Source organism: Streptococcus sp. VTCC 12886, assembly GCF_049893425.1.
Classification (GTDB): domain Bacteria; phylum Bacillota; class Bacilli; order Lactobacillales; family Streptococcaceae; genus Streptococcus; species Streptococcus suis_AA.
Window position 1 is genome coordinate 36,937 of the sequence record NZ_JBMVJB010000008.1, and the last position, 22,915, is coordinate 59,851.

General features: G+C 40.5%; 21 protein-coding genes and 1 riboswitch. Of the genes, 19 read left to right on the top strand and 2 right to left on the bottom strand.

What is annotated here, in order from left to right:
• Nucleotides 1–15: 15 nt before the first annotated feature.
• The 10 genes from ACPC57_RS03730 to ACPC57_RS03775 all read left to right on the top strand — a co-directional run bounded on the left by ACPC57_RS03730 (nt 16) and on the right by ACPC57_RS03775 (nt 10,004).
• Nucleotides 16–354, top strand: coding sequence for an ATP cone domain-containing protein (locus tag ACPC57_RS03730; RefSeq protein WP_024397113.1), 339 nt, complete (start codon nt 16–18; stop codon nt 352–354).
• A 172-nt stretch (nt 355–526) separates the two neighbouring features.
• On the top strand, nt 527–1,894 hold the full coding sequence (gene nox, locus ACPC57_RS03735; protein WP_217375008.1) for a H2O-forming NADH oxidase: 1,368 nt from the start codon (nt 527–529) through the stop codon (nt 1,892–1,894).
• Nucleotides 1,895–2,191: 297 nt separating this feature from the next.
• Entirely contained in the window at nt 2,192–4,471 is a 2,280-nt protein-coding gene (gene pcrA / locus ACPC57_RS03740) for a DNA helicase PcrA (protein ID WP_434066338.1), read from the top strand.
• A gap of 62 nt (nt 4,472–4,533) precedes the next feature.
• Nucleotides 4,534–4,623: riboswitch (TPP riboswitch) on the top strand.
• Nucleotides 4,624–4,958: 335 nt separating this feature from the next.
• A complete protein-coding gene (locus ACPC57_RS03745) occupies nt 4,959–5,606 on the top strand; it encodes an HAD family hydrolase (protein WP_434066339.1) in 648 nt (215 codons plus the stop codon).
• Nucleotides 5,603–6,400 (top strand): bifunctional hydroxymethylpyrimidine kinase/phosphomethylpyrimidine kinase, encoded by a 798-nt coding sequence (thiD, locus tag ACPC57_RS03750; protein WP_434065217.1) that lies wholly within the window; start codon nt 5,603–5,605, stop codon nt 6,398–6,400. The genes ACPC57_RS03745 and thiD overlap by 4 nt, the downstream gene beginning before the upstream one ends.
• A gap of 4 nt (nt 6,401–6,404) precedes the next feature.
• Nucleotides 6,405–7,190, top strand: coding sequence for a hydroxyethylthiazole kinase (gene thiM, locus ACPC57_RS03755; RefSeq protein ID WP_217375012.1), 786 nt, complete (start codon nt 6,405–6,407; stop codon nt 7,188–7,190).
• Nucleotides 7,183–7,827: a thiamine phosphate synthase gene (thiE, locus tag ACPC57_RS03760; RefSeq protein ID WP_434065218.1), complete on the top strand. Its 645-nt coding sequence runs from the start codon at nt 7,183–7,185 to the stop codon at nt 7,825–7,827. Before thiM ends, thiE begins: the two co-directional genes overlap by 8 nt.
• 679 nt (nt 7,828–8,506) lie before the next feature.
• Entirely contained in the window at nt 8,507–9,190 is a 684-nt protein-coding gene (locus ACPC57_RS03765) for a YjjG family noncanonical pyrimidine nucleotidase (protein WP_434066340.1), read from the top strand.
• Nucleotides 9,191–9,242: 52 nt separating this feature from the next.
• Complete coding sequence (locus ACPC57_RS03770; protein WP_434066341.1) at nt 9,243–9,533, top strand: hypothetical protein; 291 nt, start codon at nt 9,243–9,245, stop codon at nt 9,531–9,533.
• Nucleotides 9,534–9,587: 54 nt separating this feature from the next.
• Nucleotides 9,588–10,004, top strand: coding sequence for a CPBP family intramembrane glutamic endopeptidase (locus ACPC57_RS03775; protein ID WP_434066342.1), 417 nt, complete (start codon nt 9,588–9,590; stop codon nt 10,002–10,004).
• A gap of 64 nt (nt 10,005–10,068) precedes the next feature.
• Here the strand turns inward: ACPC57_RS03775 and ACPC57_RS03780 are convergent, their stop codons facing one another.
• Complete coding sequence (locus ACPC57_RS03780; RefSeq protein WP_434066343.1) at nt 10,069–11,217, bottom strand: cobalamin-independent methionine synthase II family protein; 1,149 nt, start codon at nt 11,215–11,217, stop codon at nt 10,069–10,071.
• A gap of 202 nt (nt 11,218–11,419) precedes the next feature.
• Between ACPC57_RS03780 and ACPC57_RS03785 the strand changes: the two genes are divergently transcribed.
• On the top strand, nt 11,420–12,586 hold the full coding sequence (locus ACPC57_RS03785) for an MFS transporter (RefSeq protein ID WP_434066344.1): 1,167 nt from the start codon (nt 11,420–11,422) through the stop codon (nt 12,584–12,586).
• Nucleotides 12,587–12,661: 75 nt separating this feature from the next.
• Here the strand turns inward: ACPC57_RS03785 and ACPC57_RS03790 are convergent, their stop codons facing one another.
• Nucleotides 12,662–12,832 carry a DUF3042 family protein gene (locus ACPC57_RS03790; RefSeq protein ID WP_042761772.1) on the bottom strand — a complete coding sequence of 57 codons (171 nt, stop codon included), beginning with the start codon at nt 12,830–12,832 and terminating at the stop codon, nt 12,662–12,664.
• A gap of 68 nt (nt 12,833–12,900) precedes the next feature.
• Here ACPC57_RS03790 and miaA point away from each other — a divergent pair, with 68 nt between their 5' ends.
• The 8 genes from miaA (at nt 12,901) to ACPC57_RS03830 (ending at nt 22,823) form a co-directional block, all read left to right on the top strand.
• Nucleotides 12,901–13,785, top strand: a complete 885-nt coding sequence (miaA, locus tag ACPC57_RS03795) for a tRNA (adenosine(37)-N6)-dimethylallyltransferase MiaA (RefSeq protein ID WP_434066345.1) — start codon at nt 12,901–12,903, stop codon at nt 13,783–13,785.
• On the top strand, nt 13,778–15,028 hold the full coding sequence (gene hflX / locus ACPC57_RS03800) for a GTPase HflX (RefSeq protein WP_434066346.1): 1,251 nt from the start codon (nt 13,778–13,780) through the stop codon (nt 15,026–15,028). The genes miaA and hflX overlap by 8 nt, the downstream gene beginning before the upstream one ends.
• Nucleotides 15,012–15,647 (top strand): cystathionine beta-lyase, encoded by a 636-nt coding sequence (locus ACPC57_RS03805; RefSeq protein ID WP_434066347.1) that lies wholly within the window; start codon nt 15,012–15,014, stop codon nt 15,645–15,647. The genes hflX and ACPC57_RS03805 overlap by 17 nt, the downstream gene beginning before the upstream one ends.
• The gene (gene rnz / locus ACPC57_RS03810) at nt 15,647–16,576 is read left to right on the top strand and encodes a ribonuclease Z (protein WP_217375022.1); all 930 of its coding nucleotides are present in this window, start codon (nt 15,647–15,649) and stop codon (nt 16,574–16,576) included. The genes ACPC57_RS03805 and rnz overlap by 1 nt, the downstream gene beginning before the upstream one ends.
• Nucleotides 16,573–17,328, top strand: coding sequence for an SDR family NAD(P)-dependent oxidoreductase (locus ACPC57_RS03815; protein WP_434066348.1), 756 nt, complete (start codon nt 16,573–16,575; stop codon nt 17,326–17,328). The genes rnz and ACPC57_RS03815 overlap by 4 nt, the downstream gene beginning before the upstream one ends.
• A 279-nt stretch (nt 17,329–17,607) precedes the next feature.
• The gene (gene cls, locus ACPC57_RS03820) at nt 17,608–19,155 is read left to right on the top strand and encodes a cardiolipin synthase (RefSeq protein ID WP_434066349.1); all 1,548 of its coding nucleotides are present in this window, start codon (nt 17,608–17,610) and stop codon (nt 19,153–19,155) included.
• A 348-nt stretch (nt 19,156–19,503) separates the two neighbouring features.
• The gene (gene recJ, locus ACPC57_RS03825) at nt 19,504–21,717 is read left to right on the top strand and encodes a single-stranded-DNA-specific exonuclease RecJ (RefSeq protein WP_434066350.1); all 2,214 of its coding nucleotides are present in this window, start codon (nt 19,504–19,506) and stop codon (nt 21,715–21,717) included.
• Nucleotides 21,702–22,823, top strand: a complete 1,122-nt coding sequence (locus ACPC57_RS03830; protein ID WP_434066351.1) for a DUF3114 domain-containing protein — start codon at nt 21,702–21,704, stop codon at nt 22,821–22,823. Before recJ ends, ACPC57_RS03830 begins: the two co-directional genes overlap by 16 nt.
• The last annotated feature ends 92 nt before the right edge of the window (nt 22,824–22,915 follow it).

Sequence of the window (22,915 nt, forward strand, 5' to 3'; positions counted from 1 at the left end):
CAGAAAGGAGCTTTTATGCAAGTCATTAAACGTAGCGGAGAAATTGTTGAATTTGATCCAGAAAAAATTTATCAAGCTATTCTCAAGGCAGCCCAAACAGTTTATGTTATTGATGAAACTTGGCGCAAGAATCTTGCTCAGGTAACCAAAAAAGTTGTTCTTGACTTGGAAGAAGCTCATACAGAGCGACCTACCATTAGTATGGTTCAATCTCAGGTTGAACATCGTTTGCTTGATGCGGGTTATATCTCAATCGCAGAACATTATATTTCTTATCGTTTACAACGTGATTTGGAACGTAATGGTTATGCTGATAAGATTATTGTGCATTTGCGTTTTGAACAAGTACGTTAAGCTAAGACCTAGAGGAATCTAGGTTTTTTGCATATCAATCAATACCTATTTTGGCAATAATCAATTAAATTTAAAAAATGTGATATTCTGAGCATATTCTTTGAAATCGGTAACATTCATATTGTATAATATAATTTGTAAAAAAATATATTTTCGAAAGTGAGATTTTACTATGTCTAAAATCGTTGTTGTTGGTGCTAACCACGCTGGTACTGCCGCAATCAAAACTATGTTAACAAAATATGGTCAAGAAAATGAAATCGTTGTATTTGACCAAAACTCAAACATTTCATTCTTGGGTTGTGGAATGGCTTTATGGATTGGTGAGCAAATTGCTGGTCCAGAAGGACTTTTCTACTCAAACAAAGAAGAGTTGGAGAGTTTGGGAGCTACAGTTTATTTGGAGTCACCTGTTACAAATATTGACTATGATGCTAAAACAGTTACTGCGCTTGTAAATGGTCAAGAACATGTTGAATCATTTGACAAACTTCTTCTCGCAACTGGTTCACAACCTATCTTGCCACCAATCAAAGGCGCTGAAATTAAAGAAGGTTCTCTTGAATTTGAAGCAACTCTTGAAAACTTGCAATTTGTTAAATTGTACCAAAACTCAGCTGATGTTATCGAAAAATTGAAAAACAAAGATATCAATCGTGTAGCAGTTGTAGGTGCTGGTTATATTGGTGTTGAGCTTGCGGAAGCGTTCCAACGTAAAGGTAAAGAAGTAGTCCTTATCGATGTTGTTGATACATGTTTAGCTGGTTACTATGACCGCGACTTGTCAGACCTTATGGCTAAAAACTTGGAAGACAATGGTATCAAACTTGCTTTCGGTGAAACTGTTAAAGAAGTTGCTGGTGATGGCAAAGTTGAAAAAATTATCACAGACAAGAACGAATACGATGTTGACATGGTTATCTTGGCAGTTGGTTTCCGTCCAAACACTGCATTTGCAGGTGAAGGAATTGAGCGCTTCCGCAATGGTGCCTTCCTTGTAAACAAACGCCAAGAAACTTCAATCCCAGGCGTTTACGCTATTGGTGACTGTGCAACAATTTACGACAATGCTACTGGCGACACAAGCTACATCGCATTGGCTTCAAACGCGGTACGTACTGGTATCGTAGCAGCTCACAACATCTGTGGCACTGACCTTGAAGGTATCGGTGTACAAGGTTCTAACGGTATCTCTATCTATGGATTAAACCTTGTATCAACAGGTTTGACACTTGAAAAAGCTACTCGTCTTGGCTTTAACGCAGCAGTTACTGAAGTTACTGATAACCAAAAACCAGAATTCATTGAACATGGTAATTTCCCTGTAACTCTCAAGATTGTTTACGATAAAGATTCACGTCGTGTTCTTGGTGCACAAATGGCTGCTCGTGAAGATATTTCATTGGGTATCCACCTCTTCTCATTGGCAATCCAAGAAGGTGTAACAATCGAAAAATTGGCATTGACAGACTTGTTCTTCTTGCCACACTTCAACAAACCTTACAACTACATCACAGTAGCTGCCTTGGGTGCTGAATAATCAATTTAAGTTGATAAATATGGCTCAGAGATGTTCTCTGGGCTTTTTTGGGCGGTGGTTCTCACGTTGTCGACTGCCTATCTAGAGTTTTTTTGGTATAATGGAGGGTATGATTATAACGAACCTGTATTCACAGTGTAGTACTTCCATCTAAGGCTAGTTTTTCAGCTATTCATTGTTTGTTTTTCCAAAAATACAGTCGGTATTTCCTCAAAAAAATACCTTGATTAGCTATAAACGATCTTCTATTTGAAAGTAAATTACTTGTAAATACAAGTTCTAAGAAAGTATGAGAAAATGAACCCATTATTAAACGGAATGAATGACAGACAGGCAGAAGCGGTGCAGACGACAGAAGGACCGCTATTGATTATGGCAGGGGCTGGTTCGGGTAAGACGCGAGTTCTGACTCACCGTATCGCTTATTTGATTGAAGAAAAAATGGTCAATCCTTGGAATATCTTAGCTATTACCTTTACGAATAAAGCGGCGCGTGAGATGAAGGAGCGGGCCTATGCTCTCAATCCTGCTACTCAAGATTGTTTGATAGCTACCTTCCACTCCATGTGCGTACGGATTTTGCGTCGTGATGCTGACCATATTGGTTATAATCGCAATTTTACGATTGTCGATCCAGGTGAGCAACGCACCCTTATGAAACGGATTTTGAAAAATCTTAATTTAGATCCGAAAAAGTGGAGTGAACGTTCTATCCTGGGAACCATTTCTAATGCCAAAAACGATTTGATTGATGACAAGGCATTTGAAGCCCAGGCAGGCGATCTATATACGCAGATTGTTGCTAAATGCTACACGGCTTATCAAAAGGAGCTAAGACAGTCAGAGGCCGTTGACTTTGATGATTTGATCATGTTGACGCTCCGCCTTTTTGACCAAAATCCAGAGGTCCTGACCTATTACCAGCAGAAATTCCAGTACATCCATGTCGACGAGTACCAGGATACCAACCATGCCCAGTACCAATTAGTTAAGCTCCTGGCATCTCGTTTCAAGAATATCTGCGTGGTCGGAGATGCGGACCAGTCTATCTATGGTTGGCGTGGTGCGGATATGCAAAATATCCTGGACTTTGAAAAGGATTATCCAGAGAGCAAGGTCGTGCTTTTGGAGGAAAACTATCGTTCGACCAAGAACGTCTTGCAGGCAGCAAATGAAGTGATAGAAAACAATCGCAATCGCCGTCCGAAAAAACTCTGGACACAGAATGCCCAAGGGGATTTGATTACCTATTATCGTGCTCGGGATGAAAATGACGAGGCAATATTTGTAGCGAGTCAGATCGACCAGTTGCACCGAGAAGGCAAGGCCTATAAGGATTTTGCAGTTCTCTACCGGACCAATGCTCAATCCCGTACCATTGAAGAAGCTCTGCTCAAGTCCAATATCCCTTACACAATGGTTGGCGGTACTAAGTTCTACAGCCGTAAGGAAATTCGGGATGTCATTTCCTACTTGAACCTCATTGCCAACCCATCAGATAATATCTCTTATGAACGCATTGTCAATGAGCCAAAGCGTGGGGTTGGCCCCGGTACGGTTGAAAAGATACGTGATTTTGCGACCAGTCATGGCATGTCCTTGCTGGAAGCATCACAAGATATTATTCTGTCACCAATCAAAGGCAAGGCTGCACAGGCGGTCTTTGACCTAGCCAATCTTCTTTATAAGCTCCGTAATCAACTGGACAGCTTAACAGTTACTCAAGTGGTAGAAACTGTCTTACAGGAGACAGGCTACATTGATGCCCTTGCAGCACAAAATACGTTGGAAGCCAATGCTCGCATTGAAAACATCCAGGAATTCCTTTCTGTTACTAAAAAATTTGACGAAAAGGATGCTGAGGAAGAAGAGACAGGTCTGGATCGGTTGACGCGCTTCCTGCTTGATTTGGCATTGATTGCTGACACAGATGATGGCGATAGCGAATCTTCAGAAGTGACCCTCATGACTCTTCATGCGGCTAAGGGTCTGGAATTTCCTGTAGTCTTCCTGATTGGTATGGAGGAAAATGTCTTCCCGCTCAGCCGTGCAGCAGAAGAAGAGGACGAATTGGAAGAAGAACGTCGTTTGGCTTACGTAGGCATCACCCGTGCTGAGCAGACTCTCTACCTGACAAATGCTAATTCACGCCTCCTTTTTGGTCGCAGTAATTACAACCAACCTAGCCGCTTTATACGTGAAATTTCCAGTGACCTCCTTGACTACCAAGGGCTTGCTCGTCCAGCTAATACTAGCTTTAAGGCTTCTTATGTCAATGGCAGAGCGACACAGTTTGGACAAGCCATGAGCTTGCAACAAGCCCTACAAAGTCGAAAAGCAGCCGTACAACCATCCGCCAAGCTCGGAGGCAGTATGCCCTTCGCATCAAGCAACCAATCGTCAAGCTCGGGCACCAACTGGTCAGTTGGTGACATCGCAGTCCATAAGAAATGGGGCCGCGGAACAGTCCTTGAAGTATCAGGTTCAGGCAGCAATCAAGAACTCAAAATCAATTTCCCCGACATGGGACTCAAAAAAGTCTTGGCTAGCTTAGCGCCGATAAGTAAAGAAGATTAAATTTAGTTAAAAAACAATTGCAGTAAGCTCGAAAATATGATAAAATATTTTTGTAAAATTGAATAGAACATTTGGGGTGCCAAGAGGCTGAGATTATACCCATCGAACCTGATGCAGTTAGGACTGTCGAAGGGAAATGTGTATCAACAAATTTTGTTGACAAGTATTATATTCGTATTCTAATATAGGATACTGTATTTACTGGACATCAATCATCGTAGGTGTAACTCCATTTGATAAACCATCAGATGGAGTTTTTTTTATAGTCGAATGAAGAGTTTTCAGAAAAAAGGAACTGAGTGCAGGTAGATAGAACAGCCCAGAGGCTGTTCTAGGTTGGAAATAAGATAGGCGCAATAAGTTACTTTCGTAGAGTTCGGCAAGGCGAAAGTGATGATAAATCTAATACAATTAAGAATATTTTCACAAATAGTCTCAGCTGATTCATTTTACATTTCCTAACGAGAAAAAGTGAAAGGAGACATTGATGAACAAAATGGTCATTTGGCTTGACCTTGATGGAGTTATTTTTGATTCCTATGAGGTCTGGGACCAGGTGGTTCAAGGGATTTTGAAACATCACGGAGTTCCGTATACCCAGCAGATAAGGGAAGAACTTTGGCGTATGCCAATGGAAGATGTTAACGCGTATTTATTGCAACTTGTGGAGAATTCCTTAGATGAGAATGAACTTGAAAGGCAAAAAATGAATCAACTGCAATCACTATATAGAGATATTTCCTTGGTGGAAGGTGTGCATGAACTCCTATCTACATTGAAGGCAAAAGGTGCAGTCATTTACGCAGTCACTTCAAACTATCTGGAGCTGGCTGAACTAGGATTGTCATCCCATCATCTGTCTAACTATTTTGTGAAACTATATAGCAGTTTGGATCTGTTTGGGAGTGATAAAAATAGGGAATTTTACCAATTCATCCTACATCAGGAACGGATAGATCCAGCCAATATCGTAATGGTCGAGGATAATAAGAACAATCTTCGTATTGGACATGAGTTAGGAATAGCGGGAGTTTATATAGAACATCCAAATTCCCCTTTTTCTGTTGAGAATATCGGTATAGTTAGCATCAAGCAATTAAGTGAATTAATACCAATTTTGGAGGATAGAAAATGACATCTTTACATGTAGCATTATCAATAGCAGGAACAGATCCAACAGGCGGAGCAGGCATTATGGCTGATTTGAAGAGCTTTCAGGCTAGATCAGTTTATGGTATGGCAGTCGTGACGAGTGTCGTTGCTCAAAATACCAAAGGGGTGCAACTAATTCGTCATCTTGATCAGGAAATTTTAGAAGAACAATTGAAAAGTGTTTTTCAGGACATTGTTCCAGATGCAATAAAAACGGGAATGTTAGCACAAGTCGAGACCATAGAGCTCGTCGCAAGCTATCTTTCTGAACAGAAGTGTCCATATGTTTTGGATCCTGTTATGGTCGCAACGAGTGGAGACCGTTTGATTGAAGAGGATGCAATCCAAGCGCTGAAAACAAAATTACTGCCCCTTGCTACCATCATTACACCGAATCTACCAGAAGCAGAAGTTTTAGTCGGTAGAACACTGAAAAGTGAAAATGACATTATGAATGCGGGCCGTTGGATCCGGAAAGAGCTTGGGGTAAAAAATGTGGTCATTAAGGGTGGTCATTTGGCAAAGGTGGCATCTGACTACTTATTTTTAGAAGATGGTGAGATTAGTGTCATCAGTGCAGCACGCATTGCCACGAACCATACCCATGGTACAGGTTGTACCTATGCGGCAGTCATTACTGCAGAGTTGGCGAAAGGTCGGACAGTAGTACAAGCAGTCGAAACCGCCAAACGATTTATTACTGAAGCAATTCAGACTGCTCCAGAATTGGGTCATGGAAATGGTCCTGTTAATCATACCACCTACAGAGGAGAGTAACTAGATGTATTTGGAAAAATTACGTAGTCAAAATCCCTTGACCATTTGTATTACGAATGATGTAGTCAAAAATTTTACAGCCAATGGCTTGCTTGCTCTCGGTGCCTCCCCTGCGATGAGCGAGTATCCAGAAGATTTGGAGGATCTACTTCCCTATGCAAAAGGCTTATTGATTAATACAGGAACCTTGACAAATGAAACTTGGGAACTATACAAATCTGCCTTGGATATTGCTGAGAAATATGGTGTACCTACTGTCTTAGATCCTGTCGCGGCAGGTGCTGGTGCCTATCGCAAGAAAGTTGCCTTGGATCTGTTACATCATCATACTATTTCACTCGTTCGTGGGAATGCAGGAGAAATTGCAGCCTTGATTGGTGAAAGTATTGAAACGAAAGGGGTAGATTCTGCTCAGATTGACAATGTTGGTGAACTAGCTCTCAGAGCCAACCAACAATTAGGAATTCCTGTTGTGATTACAGGAAAAAAAGATGCTATCGCTGTGAATCATCAGGTTCGAATTTTGGAAAACGGTAGTGAGTTAATGACCCTAGTGACAGGGACAGGATGCCTACTGGGAGCAGTTCTGGCTGCCTCTATTCACCTAGCTGATGAGGATTCTTTATTGGATTGTTTGGAAGAGGTCCTATCGGCTTATTCGATCGCTGGAGAAATGGCAGAGCAGAAAACCTCACTACCAGGAACCTTCCAGATTGAGTTTATAAATAGCCTCTATGCAATCCAATCAGAAGAGGTTGAGGAAAATAAAAAGGTCATTCATTATGAATAGAAAAATCCTTCAAGTTTACTTTATTTGTGGCACGACAGATTGTCCAAAAGGCAAATTTTTGGATGTACTGGAAAAGGCATTGCAGGCAGGAATCACTTGTTTTCAATTTCGTGAAAAAGGTGAGCAAGGTTTAAAAGGGTCTGATAAACTACTGTTGGCAAAACAAGTTCAACACCTGTGTCATCGCTATCAGGTTCCATTAATCATTAATGATGATGTTGAGTTAGCATGTGCAATTGATGCTGATGGAATACACCTTGGTCAGGAAGATTTGTCAGTAGTAGAAGCGAGACAGCTCTTCCCAGGGAAAATAATTGGACTATCAGTTGGAACAGAAGAAGAATACCTCAATTCGCCTATTGAACTAGTAGATTATATCGGAAGCGGACCTGTTTTTCCCACTTTATCTAAAGATGATGCTAGTCCAGCAATTGGAATGGATGGATTAAAGCAACTAAGGAGACTCAATTCCGATATTCCTATGGTTGCGATAGGAGGGTTATCTGCTAAAGATTGCAAGGATATTCTCCAAGCAGGTGCAGATGGCATAGCTCTTATCTCAGCCATTTCCCATGCTGAAGACCCCTACAAAGCAACCAAGATATTGGTGGATGGGATGCAAGCAATGTCTGTCTAAATTATTGTAGAATAAGATATATATTATAGCCAGGAGATTAAAAAGAGGGTTCGAATCCTCATTTTGTGTTAGTTGCGAACATGGACGAGTGATTTACTGAGTATAGTTGCTATATTTATTAGGTATAGTTGGACCAGTTGAACAGCAGATATGAAAATATTCAAAAGTTAGGGAAAGATTTCATACACAACACAATTTATTAGTTAAAAAAAGCTCCAAAACGTGGATTTGTCACATTTATAGAGCTATTTATATTTTTAAACTGATAAACTAAAAAGGAGGTAATTGTAAAAGGAACGTGATGGAAAAATCATAGATTTTTTATTAGCTATCTCAATTTCAGTGAAAAAAGTAACTTGTGTTTGTATAGAATTTTTGAGTTGAAGTAATATCATTAATTTTGAATCTATGCTTTGTATCGCAATTGGCAGATAGATACTGTGACAATTTTAAGGTATAATATTGCTTTAAATAAATTAAAAAGTTAATCACTAATTTCACTTTACATCTGGACTATTTGTTATAAGATAAGAACATCATATTCTATACGAAAATATTATCATAAAAACACCGTAATTAATATTTTTGTTCATTTTCAAAGTTTTCAGTGTTTCCTTATTTCCTAAAATTGGTACTATTCTGTGATATAATATGCTCAATAACTAAAAGGAGTTCACAATTGCACTACAAACATTTATTATTCGATCTTGACCATACTCTTCTTGATTTTAGTCGGGGTGAGGAGGTGGCTCTGACACAGTTTTTGGCTTCGATGGAGGTTGAGGATATTCAAGCTTTTAAAGAAGTCTATCGTCCGCTCAACCAGGGCATGTGGAAGGATTTAGAAAAAGGTCTGATTACAAAGAAACAGTTGATTAATACTCGTTTTTCACGGACCTTTGCTCACTTTGGTCGTCAGGTTGATGGGAAGGAGATGGCTTTGCGATACCAAGAGTTTATAGGACAGCAGGGACAAATTTTTGCAGGAGCGGATAAACTGTTGCAAGAGTTGACCAAGCGTGGGTATCAGATTTATGCGGCGACCAACGGTGTGACCTATATTCAGGAAAATCGCTTGTTGCACTCACCTATTCAACCTTATTTCAAAGAAGTATTTATTTCAGAACAGATGGGGACGCAAAAGCCTTCGGCGGATTTTTATGAAAAAATAGCAGAGCAGATTGCAGGTTTTCAATTTGAACAAGCATTGATGATTGGAGATAGCCTTACTGCAGATATCCAAGGCGGGAATAATGCTGGTATGGATACTGTTTGGTATAATCCTTCTAACCTGATAAACAACAGCAAGGCTATTCCGACCTATACAATTCACAGTTATCAAGGATTACTAGAAATGTTATAAAATCGACTATACCCATCTAAATGGTTGAGAAAAATGTATCAGAGGAGAAAGTGTGAAGAGAATATTGAAAGCTATTCGACCCCAAAAATCACTGATAGAATTAAACTGGCCAGATGTGTTTGTCCTGACCGCAATTTTATTTGGCAATGCTATTTATACCTCGACCATGCAATGGATTGTATCTTTGTCTGCGACAGAAGTAGTGGAAAATGGAGTGCAATCCTTTACCGCAGCAGACAATTGGTGGGCATTGGTCAATCAAGGAAAACTGTTTTTGTTTGCCTTGGTTTATTTGCTGATTCGGAATTATGATTTCAAACAACTAAATGTAAAATTACAATAGACAGTTTTACTCTGGGGACCACGGATTTTTATCGGTACTTGTTAGATTGGTGACTTGGCATTTACAGACTTTTCTTACCTTCTAGGGATTACTGGAGGGTATAACTATCTAGGATATCTCCTTTATTATAATCAGGATATCATGTCGGTGATCCATCGCTTCTTAGCGGTTGATTATAGTACAGTTGTTTATGCTTTGTTTAACGGCTTTTACGAAGAATTCTTTTTCCTAGGTTTATTGTTAAGTACAGATACAAAGAAACGCTCGCTCGTATTGCTTTTTTCAACCATCGTCCGAACCTCATTCCATACCTATCAAGGATTGGTTTCAGCCTTAGTAATAGGTGTGCCGTTTGGTTTGTTTTACTATTATATGTATAAAAATAAAAATGATAATCTCCTACCTTACTTTCAAGCTCATGCTCTGGCAGATATGGTTGGTACCAGCTTCTTGTCACTATTTATTGGGTAGAAAATAGCATTCTTCGAATAATGAAAATCCCATGGAATTCCTCTTTGTTCCATGGGATTTTTTATTATTCATTCCAGAATTTGCTTGCAATATCTTGACCTTGTTTGATTTTAGCCCATTGTTGTGGAATGGCCAATTCATTACCAGAGTCACATGAAGCAAAACCGCATTGGTGAGAAAGGTAAAGACGTTCTTTAGGGATGATTTTACTTGCTTCTTCTAAGAGTTTATAGACACGCTCTTCATCATCTAAATCGGTTGTCTTACTTGACAGAAGTCCAAGAACAACTTCTGCGTTTTTATCGCGTAAGCTTTCTAAGGCTTTCAAATCACCAGCACGCTCATCATCCCATTCAAGGAAGAAGCGGTCGTAGTGCTGATCACGCAAGAATTTTTCAGCGATTGCCTCATAAGTCCCACCAGCGGCATGACGACTTTCGTAGTTACCACGGCAGTTGTGTGTCCAAACAGTAAGACCAAGTGAATGTGCATAGTCAACGACTTCATTATTTATTTTGACAAAGGCATCTGCTAAATCAGCTAGTCCTGCATTGCCTTCAGCAAAGAAACTTGCAGGATTACTTTCATCAAAAAGTTCCCAAAGGCAGTCGTCGAACTGAATAATGGTGCCACCAGCAGTTTTGTAGTCATCAAGGAATTCTTTATAAGATTGAATGAGACCGTTTTTTAAATCATCGGCAGTTGCATATACTTGACCTTCGCCATACAATTCATTAAAAACAGCAAGTTCAGTGTAAGCATGAGCTGGGCCCCATACAGTCAATTTTGTTTGCGTATCTTCAGCTAGCTCACTCACTTTTTTAAAGATTTCAATAAAGTGGTGGTTCTTACCAGATAATTCTTCAGTGATGCGGATACCTATGTCTTTTCTTGTTTCAAAGTGACTGCCATCATGGTCTTTAAAAGTATATCCATGATCAGCAATATACCGTTCAATACCTTTTAAGCCCCATACAAAGTCAAGGTGCCACATAGATTTAGAATATTCTCCGTCAGTTAGGATATCTATTCCTTTTTCTTTTTGTTCCTTTACGATTGATTCGATGGCTGCTGTTTCAGTTTCTTGATATCCAGAGAAGTCATTATAAAAAGGATAATGGATATCATCTCTATGTTCGATTTGTGTTTTGTAGTCACGCAATTCTGCTGGACGTAGAAGGGAACCCACTAGTTGAAATCTTGATGTTGTCATTTGTAAATCTCTCTTTCACTTATTACTGAACTAATTCTATCCCAGTTTGCTTTATTTGAAAAATAGTTATTTTGAGTAAAAAGGTATAGTTGTTCGCTATATCACATTTTTAGATTTCTAAAATACTTTTTCTGGGGGCAGAACTATGGTATAATTTTCTTTGCAGAAATCCGAACGTTTGGAAAAAGTTTAGGGGAGAAGAATGAAAAAACACTTTAGTTTTATTTTATTAGGGATTATGATGTTGGGTGTGGTGATGAGGGCACCCTTTACAGCTTTGCCAGCAGTCCTTACAGATATTGCATCTGGGTTGGGTGTTGAAGTGAGTTCACTCGGCATTTTAACTTCGATTCCCTTGATCATGTTTGCACTATGCTCATCAATAGCGCCACGTATGGCAGCAAAATTTGGCTTGGAACGTCTAATGGCCATTGTACTTGTGATTATGGTTATTGGTTCTGGATTGAGGGTATTCAACCTCCAAACACTTTTCATCGGTACGATGATGATCGGAGCTAGTATCGCATTTATTAATGTCTTGTTGCCAAGCTTAGTTGCTGCTAATTTCCCGCATAAGATTGGGCTTTATACAACCATCTACATTACTCTGATGGGGATTTCTGGAACAGTCGCGTCAATGGTTGCAGTACCAATTGTTTCAGCTACTTCTTGGAAATTTTTTATTTATTTAATCACCGGAGTCATCCTCTTAGCTTTACTTATCTGGTTACCAAATGTGAAGAACAATCATATATTTGTTACTGGCAACCAATCAGAGAAAACAAGTTCTCTATGGAAAAATAAGGCTGCCATTGCCTTTCTTATTTTTGGTGGGTTGCAATCCGTCTTGTTCTACACTGAAGTCACTTGGTTACCAACCATTTCGCAATCTATTGGATTTTCAAAAGCAGAAGCAGGGTTGATGTCTGGAATTTATAACTTGGCTGCCATACCAATGTCTTCAATCATTACAACTCTACTTTCGCGTCAGACGAAAGAATCTCGCAGGAACATCATGCTCCTCATCTCTTTGATTACATTAATTGGCTTGGCCCTTATGGTAATCACTCCAAAAAACTTTTTTGCTTGGACAATTATTCATATCGTACTCAGTGTTTCCAATGCATCACTCTTCCCATATATGATGCTCAGCTTTACTATGAAAAGCAGTAACAGTCAGGCAACGGCTCGCTTATCAGGTATGGTACAAACAGGTGGCTACTTAATCGCAGCATTTGGTCCAGTTCTCTTAGGATATAGTTTTCCAATTTTTGGTAGTTGGTTACCCTTGATTCTATCATTGGCTACTGTAACCTTGGTGATGATGTGGACGATTGTACTGATTGAGAAAGAAGATATCATCATTTAGTCACATTTTCCCACAATTCACTTGTTCATTTTGGGATATAATAAAAACAAAAAAAGCTGGATATTTCCCAGCTTTTTAGTGTGCTACACGTTTACGTGCAGCTTTTTTACGATTTTCCTCAATGAAAGCTTCTTTCTTTTCTTCTGGTTCAATGATTGTTTTATGAACGGTGAAGACTGCGCCTGCTGCAAGAGCGACTGTAGAAAGAATACCTGTCAAGAAACCTTTGCCAAAACCTTTAGCCATAGTGAATTCTCCTTTACTTATGTTATAATAGATTTTAGCGAAAAAACAAAATATTTTCAAGGAAAAAGATGAAAACTAAAGTTATTGTGGTCATTGGACCGACAGCGGTAGGAAAAACTGCCCTTGGCATAGACTTGGCCCAGCGCTACAATGGAGAAATTATCAGCGGTGATAGCCAGCAAGTCTATCGTAAACTAGATATCGGGACGGCAAAAGCTAGCCCTGAAGAGCAGGCTGTGGCGGTTCATCACTTGATTGATGTCCGAGATGTGAACGAGGGCTATTCGGCTTATGAATTTGTAGCAGAAGCCAGATCCCTAATTGCAGACATTACTAGTCGTGGCAAGTTGCCTATTATCGTGGGTGGGACAGGTCTTTACATCCAAAGTCTGCTTGAAGGCTACCATCTGGGCGGGCAGGTTGACCAGGAACAAGTTCTTGCTTATCGGGCGGAACTCGACTGCTTGTCTGACGAGGTTTTGGAAACAATGGCAGAGCAGGCAGGTTTGATGTTCGAGGGAAACAGCCGTCGGCGATTGATTCGTGGGTTAGAATTAAAAAAATTTGGCAAAAACTTAGAAAATACAGAGTCAGAATATGAGCCTCTTTACATCTGCCTGACGGATGACAGGCAGGTTCTTTACGACCGCATCAATCAGCGAGTGGATAAGATGATGGTGGCGGGCTTACTAGATGAAGTTAGCTGGCTCTACCAAGAACACCCAGAAGCCCAAGCTGCTATGGGAATTGGCTACAAGGAGTTTTTTCCTTACTTAGCAGGTCAAATCAGCCTAGAAGAAGCAGTTGATAAGGTCAAGCAAAATAGTCGCCGCTTTGCCAAACGACAATTGACCTGGTTCAAAAATCGGATGCAGGTTCCCTTTTATTCAGTAGGCGAGCCAGATTACAAGTTGCAGATTTTCACCGCCGTGGAGGAATTTTTAAATGATTGAAACGAAGAAAGAACAAGAACGTGCCCTCCTGGTTGGAGTGGAATTACAGCAGACAGACAATTTTGACATGTCCATGGAGGAGTTGGCAAGTCTTGCTAAGACGGCTGGTGCTCTGGTCAAGGGAGTCTACACTCAAAAACGTGAAAAATACGACAGCAAGACCTTTGTTGGCTCAGGAAAATTGGATGAAATTGCCCAGATGGTCGAAGCTGACGAGATTGATACCGTCATTGTCAATAACCGGCTGACGCCCCGTCAGAATGTTAATTTGGAAGAGATTTTAGGTGTCAAGGTCATCGATCGGATGCAGTTGATTTTGGATATTTTTGCCATGCGGGCACAGAGTCACGAAGGGAAGTTACAGGTCCACCTAGCCCAGCTCAAGTATATGTTGCCACGCTTGGTTGGACAAGGTATCATGCTCAGCCGTCAGGCAGGTGGTATCGGCTCTCGTGGACCAGGTGAAAGCCAGTTGGAGCTCAACCGTCGGAGCATTCGCAACCAGATTCACGATATCGAACGCCAACTCAAAATGGTAGAGAAGAACCGAGCGACTGTACGTGAACGCCGTCTGCAATCAGGCGTTTTCAAGATTGGCTTGATTGGCTATACCAATGCTGGTAAGTCTACTATCATGAATGCCATGACGGACAAGAGACAGTATGAGGCAGATGAACTTTTTGCCACACTTGATGCCACGACCAAGCAGATTAACTTGGCAGACAAGTTCAACGTGACCTTGACCGACACGGTTGGTTTCATTCAGGACCTGCCGACTGAGTTGATTTCTGCCTTCAAATCAACCTTGGAGGAGTCCATGAACGTGGATCTCTTGCTCCATGTCATCGACGCCTCTGACCCCAATCACAGTGAGCAGGAGCAGGTGGTCTTGGATATTTTGAAAGACCTGGATATGCTGGACATTCCTCGCCTGGCTCTGTATAACAAGCTGGACAAGACCGATGACAGCTTTACCCCTAGTCAGTTTCCGCATGTCATGCTGTCCGCTAAGGATGAAAATGCCAAAGGCCATATTCAGATGATGGTCTTGGCTAAGATTAAGACTATGTTTGAACGATTTGAGGTCAGAGTGCCACTTGCTGAATCTTATAAATTGCATGATTTAGCAACTCTTGCCCTGATAGAAAATCGGACCTACGAAGAGGATGTGGAAGTGGTATCAGGCTATATTGCTTCCGCTAATAAATGGAAGTTGGAAGAATTTTATGACGGATTATCTTGATTTGGCAATCAAATACGGTGGCTTTACCAGTCTGGACAAGGTCTATCTGGCGAAGAAATTAGCTGATTTGACTGACCAACAAAAACTAGACTTTATCACACCACCGCCTTCTGTTATCAACGCATATTTTGCGGAAATCTACCAGAAACAAGGAGCAGAAGAGGCGACGGACTACTATCTGACACTTTCTCAGCAGCTCTGCCTTTTTCCAAAAGATCCCAGCTTTGAAGAAGACAAGCCCTTTGTCCGCCTGAATTTATCAGGTAAGTCTTTCGGATTTGCCTATGTGTCGGCAGACGGACTGGCTCAAGTTTTTTCGGAAGGAGAAGAGGAGATCACTGAAGATCTGCTCTTTGAGATAGCTCAAGTCTTTCTCCACTATGTCGTTTTTGTAGAAGACGGCAAGATTTTCATGGAGGCCAATGCCTTTGATGAACGTCAGTTGAAAGATGAGGAAACAGATTTTCTGCTAACAGAGGTGGCTAGCTCGGCTGACTTTATCAAAATTTCGGGTCTCAATCAGGAGGAAGTAGTAGAAGTGGCGGATTCTTATTCGGGTCAGCGCTATTTTGCCTGGTCGGGTCGCTCAGCTATAATATATCGATTAGAAAGTAAATAATGCAAATTCAATTTTTAGGTACAGGGGCTGGTCAGCCCTCCAAGGCCCGTAATGTGTCCAGTTTGGCCTTAAAACTTTTGGACGAAATCAATCAAATTTGGCTTTTTGATTGTGGCGAAGGAACTCAAAATCAGATTTTGGAAACCACTATTCGTCCTCGAAAAGTTGCTAAAATTTTCATAACACATTTACATGGTGATCACATTTTTGGTTTGCCAGGTTTTTTATCCAGCCGTTCGTTTCAATCGAGTGAGGAACAAACAGATATTGATATTTACGGTCCTATGGGTATTCGATCTTTTGTTTTGGCTAGTCTGAAAGCATCTGGTTCACACTTACCTTATCGCATTCATTTTCATGAGTTTGATGTTGATACAGTCGGTCAGGTTCTAGAAACAGACAAATTCATGGTATTCGCCGAAAAGCTGGACCATACCATTCCTTGTGTCGGCTACCGTGTCATCCAAAAGGATTTGGAAGGGACCTTGGATGCGGATGCTCTGAGCGCGGCGGGTGTACCATTTGGCCCCCTCTTTGGGAAAATAAAAAATGGTCAGAATGTGACACTTGAGGATGGGACTGAAATTATCGCTAGTGACTATATTTCCCCTCCAAGGCCTGGTAAGGTAGTGACGATTTTAGGGGATACGCGTAAGTGTCATGCCAGTGTGCGTCTAGCTATAAATGCTGATGTGCTGGTGCATGAGTCCACCTATGGTAAGGGTGATGAGCAGATTGCTCGTAAGCATGGGCATTCAACCAATATGGAAGCGGCTCAAGTAGCTAAGGATGCTGGTGTCAAGCGACTCTTGCTCAATCATATCAGTCCGCGCTTTTTGTCCAAGGATATCAGCCGATTGCGCAATGATGCGAGAACTATATTTGAACAGGTCCATATCGTTAAAGATTTAGAGGAAATAGAACTATGAGAACCATTTTAATAACTGGGGCATCTGGTGGTCTAGTACAGGAAATGATTCCTTTGCTGAAAGATGACTTCTTGATTTTGTTGGGGCGAGATGTAGAGAAGATAGAGCAGCTCTATGCCTATCATGAAAAAAAGGCAGTTTTTAATGTGGATATTCGAGACGAAGCCGCATTAATTGCATTTTTTGAAGGATTAGATAGCCAGTTTGGTCAAATCGATATTTTAGTCAATAATGCAGGCTATGCAATTTATGATGACTTTGAAAATTTTTCAAGTCAGCAGGTTCAAGCTATGTTTGACATCAATACTTTTGCTCTGATGACCATGTGCCGTTTAGTGGGTAAACGGATGAAGGCTAGACGGAGCGGGCAAATCATTAATATTGTTTCGATGTCAGGTCTAATCGCTTCAAGCAAGTCGTCAGTCTATTCTGCAACTAAGTTTGCGGCTATGGGTTTTTCAAATACCATTCGCTTGGAGTTGGCCCAGTATGGTGTGACAGTAACAACTGTTAACCCAGGACCTATTGCGACTGGCTTTTTCGACCAAGCAGATCCTGATGGAAGCTATCAAGAAAGCGTCAAAACCTTTCTCTTGCATCCCGACTATGTAGCTAAGAGAATTGTGGCTGCCATGGGGACGAAGAAGCGTGATATCAATTTACCGTGGTCACTAGCTGCAGCTCATAAACTCTATACCCTTTTCCCAAGAATATCAGATTACTTGGCCAGTACAGTATTTAATTTAAAATAAACATAGAAAAAACGCTGAATTCTTGTTTTACGTTTAACCATCTCTCAAATAGTGAAGTCATATTCTTTACATAGTATACCTGGTAATGAGCACAAGATAAAAAGATTTCTTCGTTATGAGCAAAATCTGTATAAAGTATCTGTTTTTTATTTTCAAAATTTAGATACAATAGGTAGATGTAAATGAAAAAACATAGATTGTGTAGGAAGAATACATCGTTTTAGTGGGATATTTGACTAAAATTTGATATAATAGTTGAAATTTGCAAGGGGGGATGACATGGAAAAGATTTGGAGGATTATTTATAGTCGAACATTTATTGTTCTTAGTTTGATTGCCTTAACAATTTTTGTTATTTTGTGGGCAGTTAGTTCAGCGGCAACTTATTTCCCAGCGTTTGTGACGGTTATGCAACTTTTTTCTCTAGTTGTAGCAGTTTCGATTATTAATCGGCGGATGAATGCTAGTTTCAAGTTAACCTGGATTGTATTTGTACTTGGAATCCCAGTATTTGGAGCTCTGTTTTACTTTATTTTACAGTCAAACATTGAAACCAGACGGTTTCGCAGGACTTTTCAGCGTCAAGCTGAAATATTGAGATTGTATGGGAAGACTTCTGAAAAAGTAATGAGAGGTTTGGCTAAGGAAGACCGTGAGCAACTTAAGTTAGCTCATTATATGAGTGAATATGTGGGCTATCCTTTACACACCAACACAGAAGCAGTCTATTTTCCATCTGGAGAAGCGAAATTTGAGGCGTTATTAGAAGAATTAAAAAAAGCTGAGAAATATATTTTTATGGAATACTTCATTGTCGATTTTGGCTATATGTGGGATTCTATTTTAGATATCTTAAAAGAAAAAGCTGCTCAGGGTGTAGAGGTTCGGTTTATGTATGATGGAATGAACTCGCTAAGCACTCTACCTTATAATTATTATAAAACCCTACGGCAATTTGGTATCAAGACAAAGGTCTTCTGTCAAATAATCCCTGCTCTGTCAACTATTCATAATAATCGTGATCACAGAAAGATTGCAGTAATCGATGGAAAAGTTGCTTTTACAGGTGGTGTCAATATTGCCGATGAATATATCAATAAAAAGGAACGATTTGGCTACTGGAAAGATGCAGCGATTATGATACGAGGTGAGGCCGTATCAAACTTTACCTTGATGTTTTTGCAAATGTGGAATCATGATGAGAAAAAGTCAAATGATGATTTGAAATACTTAAAGGAAGCGCATGATGCTGAGACAGAGACTATAGATACAGAAGGCTATTTCTTAGCTTACGGTGAAAGTCCATTTGATGGAGATGAGGTTGCGAAACGGGTTTACTTGGATATGATCCAGTCAGCAACTGACTACATCTATATTATGACTCCCTATTTGGTTCTGGATGATGAAATGATTGATAATCTCACCTATGCAGCGAAACGTGGGGTTACAGTTCGTATCCTTCTTCCTCATATTTACGATAAGCAGATGGCTTATCTGGCAGCACGAACAGATTTTAGAACCTATTTAGAATCCGGTATTGAAATCTATGAATTTACTCCTGGGTTTGTTCATTCCAAAGTGGTTTTAGTCGACGATAAAAAGGCAACAGTTGGCACAGTAAACATGGATTTTCGATCTTTTTATCTCAATTTTGAATGTGGGCTTTATATATATAACCATCGCCAAGTTTTAGAAGATATTCACAAAGATTTCATGCATTCTTTTGAACAATCTGAACGGATTACTTTACTTGGTTTTGAAAATAATTACCCGTGGTATAAGCGTTTGGCAGGAGCGTTGTTAAATATCTTGTCACCTTTACTATAATAATTGTTTCAAAGAAAGAAGCAGGGCGACTCAAATCAATCGTTGAATTCCTCTGCTCCTTTTTTCTTGGGAAATGGTATAATAGTAAGATAGTTTATACTCGAAAAAATCAATGTTATCAGTGTGGACATTGTTTCAATTATTTGATATTCTTCGAAAATCAAAATTGTCCCTTGTCAAGAGCTTTTTAGTCTGTTACCTTGAAATGTGAATGTGACAGAGTTCTATCTTCAGCTTTATGACGCGAACTCAGTTTTTTATTTTTCTAGTTTTCAACTTTCCCCAAGATTGTTAAAGCTAGGCTACTTTTGGTTTTCATTGAGTATGAGTATTAAAGGAGTTAATAACGTGATCAAACCCAATTATGACTGGCAATTATTGACCAGTTTTTCTGATGAACACTTTATCAAATTAGCAAAAAAAGAAGGGCTGGATCCAGTAGCGGCCAAATTGTTGTATGAGCGGGGCATTCATTCGCAAGAAGAACTGCATTCCTTTATCCAACCAAGTTTAGAAGATCTCCATGACCCATACCTGCTTCACGATATGGACAAGGCGGTAGAGCGGATTCGCCGAGCCATCGAAGACTACGAACAGATTTTGATTTATGGAGATTATGATGCTGATGGCATGACCTCGGCATCGATTCTGAAAGAAACTCTGGAAGAAATGGGTGCAGAAGTCCAAGTTTATCTTCCCAATCGTTTCACAGATGGCTACGGGCCGAATCAGTCAGTTTACAAGTATTTTATCGAGCAGCATGGGATTTCTCTTATTGTGACGGTGGACAATGGCGTAGCGGGTCATGAAGCGATTGCCTATGCCCAGGAGATGGGTGTCGATGTTGTTGTGACAGACCACCATTCCATGCAGGAAACCCTTCCCAATGCCTATGCGATTGTACATCCAGAGCATCCAGAGGGAAATTATCCTTTCAAACATTTGGCGGGCTGCGGTGTAGCCTTCAAATTGGCCTGTGCTCTTCTTGAAACTGTTCATGCAGACTTGCTGGATTTGGTCGCAATTGGTACCATCGCTGATATGGTTAGCATGACCGATGAGAATCGTGTCATGGTCAAATATGGTCTCTCGCTTCTCAAACAGACCGAACGTGCAGGCCTTCAAGAATTGATGAAAATAGCTGGCATTGATATGGATAGCCTTGATGAAGAAACAGTTGGTTTCCAACTTGCTCCGAGGTTGAATGCCCTTGGTCGACTCGATGATCCAAATCCAGCCATCGAATTACTGACTGGTTTTGATGACGAAGAGGCCCATCAAATTGCTCTCATGATTGACAGTAAAAATGTAGAACGCAAAGACGTTGTCCAAGCAATTTACGATGAAGCAAAAACCATGTTCCGAAGAGATAGACCTCTTCAAGTTCTGGCTAAAGAAGGTTGGAATCCAGGTGTTTTAGGGATTGTGGCAGGACGCCTACTAGAAGAATTGCACCAGCCTGTCGTCGTTTTGTCGATTGAAGATGGTAAGGCAAAAGGTTCGGCTCGTTCGGTTGAAGCGGTTGATATTTTCAAGGCCCTTAAAGATCATCAGGACCTCTTTATCGCTTTTGGTGGTCATGCTGGTGCAGCAGGTATGACCTTGGCAGTTGACAAACTCGAAGAGCTTGCTCAAACCTTGACTGACTACATTATCGAAAATAAATTGGATGTATCTAGCAAGTCTTCGTTGGTTTTGGATGAAGAATTGGATTTAGAGGAATTAACCTTAGATACTCTAAAATCCTTTGAAAAACTGGCACCCTATGGTATGGACAATAAAAAGCCTGTCTTCTATCTCAAGAATTTTCAGGTGGAGTCAGCAAGAACCATAGGACAAAACAATGCTCACCTGAAACTACGGATTACAAAAGGGGCAGCTGGATTTGATGTGGTTGCGTTTGGTAAGGGCAATTTAGCCTTGGAATTCTCACAGGCCAAGGGGTTAGAATTAGCTGTTACCTTGTCTGTCAATCAATGGAATGGCAATACTAGTCTTCAGCTCATGTTGGTTGATGCTCGGGTCAATGGTGTTCAACTTTATAATATTCGTGGAAAGCAACATCCTATTCCTGCAGATGTTCCTATTTTGGACATTAATCATCCAGTGACTAGTGAATCTGCTATTGTCCTTGCGACTTTGCCAGAAGATATCAGCAGTCTGCGCAGCTATTTCCAAGAAAAAGAATTTGAGGCCATTTATTTTAAAAACGAAATTACGACACCATACTATCTAGATGGGTATGGTAGTCGAGACCAATTCGCTAAATTGTACAAGACCATTTACCAATTCGATGAGTTTGATGTCCGCTACAAACTGAAAGATTTGGCTGATTACTTAAAAATTAAGGACAGTCTCTTGGTCAAAATGATTCAGATTTTCCAAGAATTAGAATTTGTTACCATTACGGATGGAGTTATGCGGGTCAACAAAGAGGCGCAGAAACGGGAAATTTCAGAAAGTCAGATTTATCAAGAATTGAAACAAACCGTAATGCAACAAGAGTTGATGGCGCTTGGTACCGTTCAGGAAATTTATGAGTGGCTATGTGGACAAAATTAATCACAATTTGGATACTGTTGATCATCAGTCTGATAGGGATACTGACTTTTGTTGCATGGAATAATAGGCGAAATCGATTGTTAAATCATATAAAGCAATCGGAGCAAGTCCACGCTGGCTTGATGGAATTGAGCGGTAGAGGGTGGTCGGAAAGGGCTTTGGCAACTGTCTTTTTAAAGCCCATCCTTCAGTTACCCCAAGCAGAAATTCCTGAATATGTTCATCAGTTCGTAACAGAATCGGCTCTCTTTGCTTCCAAAAGCTACTATAGATTGCTGAGGGCTGAAAGTCACTCGTTGGATCGAGAGAGGGCAGTAAAGATTATAGCCCAAAGCTTGAAGATGTTAGACTTTCCTGAGGAATTACACCAGAGCCATTTGTCATATTTGGTGGAAAAAATGGATTGTGATTGTCCTCCCCACCATTCCTTTTGGCAATGCTTTGCTAGACTGGTAGACCGAGCTTTTCCAGGTCAACAGCTTTCGCGCATTGAGTTATTAAACAAGCAAGTTCATCAATTGCGCTATCTAATTTCCTATCAGCAGGCTAGTTGGGTTCGAAAGCATTTTGGACAGGGAAGTACGGATTGGCAGGCTATGGTGGCGTATTTAAATCATTTACCTCGCTGGTCGTATCGTCTCAATGAGTCTGCTCGTTTGCATAATAAACGGGGCTTTGGCAACCATAAGGTGGAACCATTACCAGTCAATATAAAGGTACTCATTGGTTTTCACAGTGAGTTTATCCTCAGTCAGCAGGGGCAGTTCGCCTTGATTTTGGATAAGACTCCTCATCGAAATGGCGTAGTAAATGGGGCTTCATTTAACTATGCCAGTGCTAATAATAAGCGTCATACTCAGCTCGATATTGCACCAGTTGGTCCTCACGATCCACAGTTTCGGAAGAAAGTCCTGCGCGCAAAGACAGCCAGCTATTTATCTCCCACCCGTATTCGACATTATCAACGAGGAAAGACACCTGTCGGCTGGGAAACATCTTATTTTAATCCAGATGGCGATTTTTCATTTGCTGGAAATAGCAGAGCGAGATTGGTGTCTCAGTTGAGTAGACAACTAAGGGCTGATATTCATAAGTTGGATTCCTAGTCTGCACTTTTAACTGGATTAAAAGCCACTGACACTGAATACAGTTTCTTAGAAAAAATGAGTCTAGCTCAAAGAAAGATTCGTAATGAGTA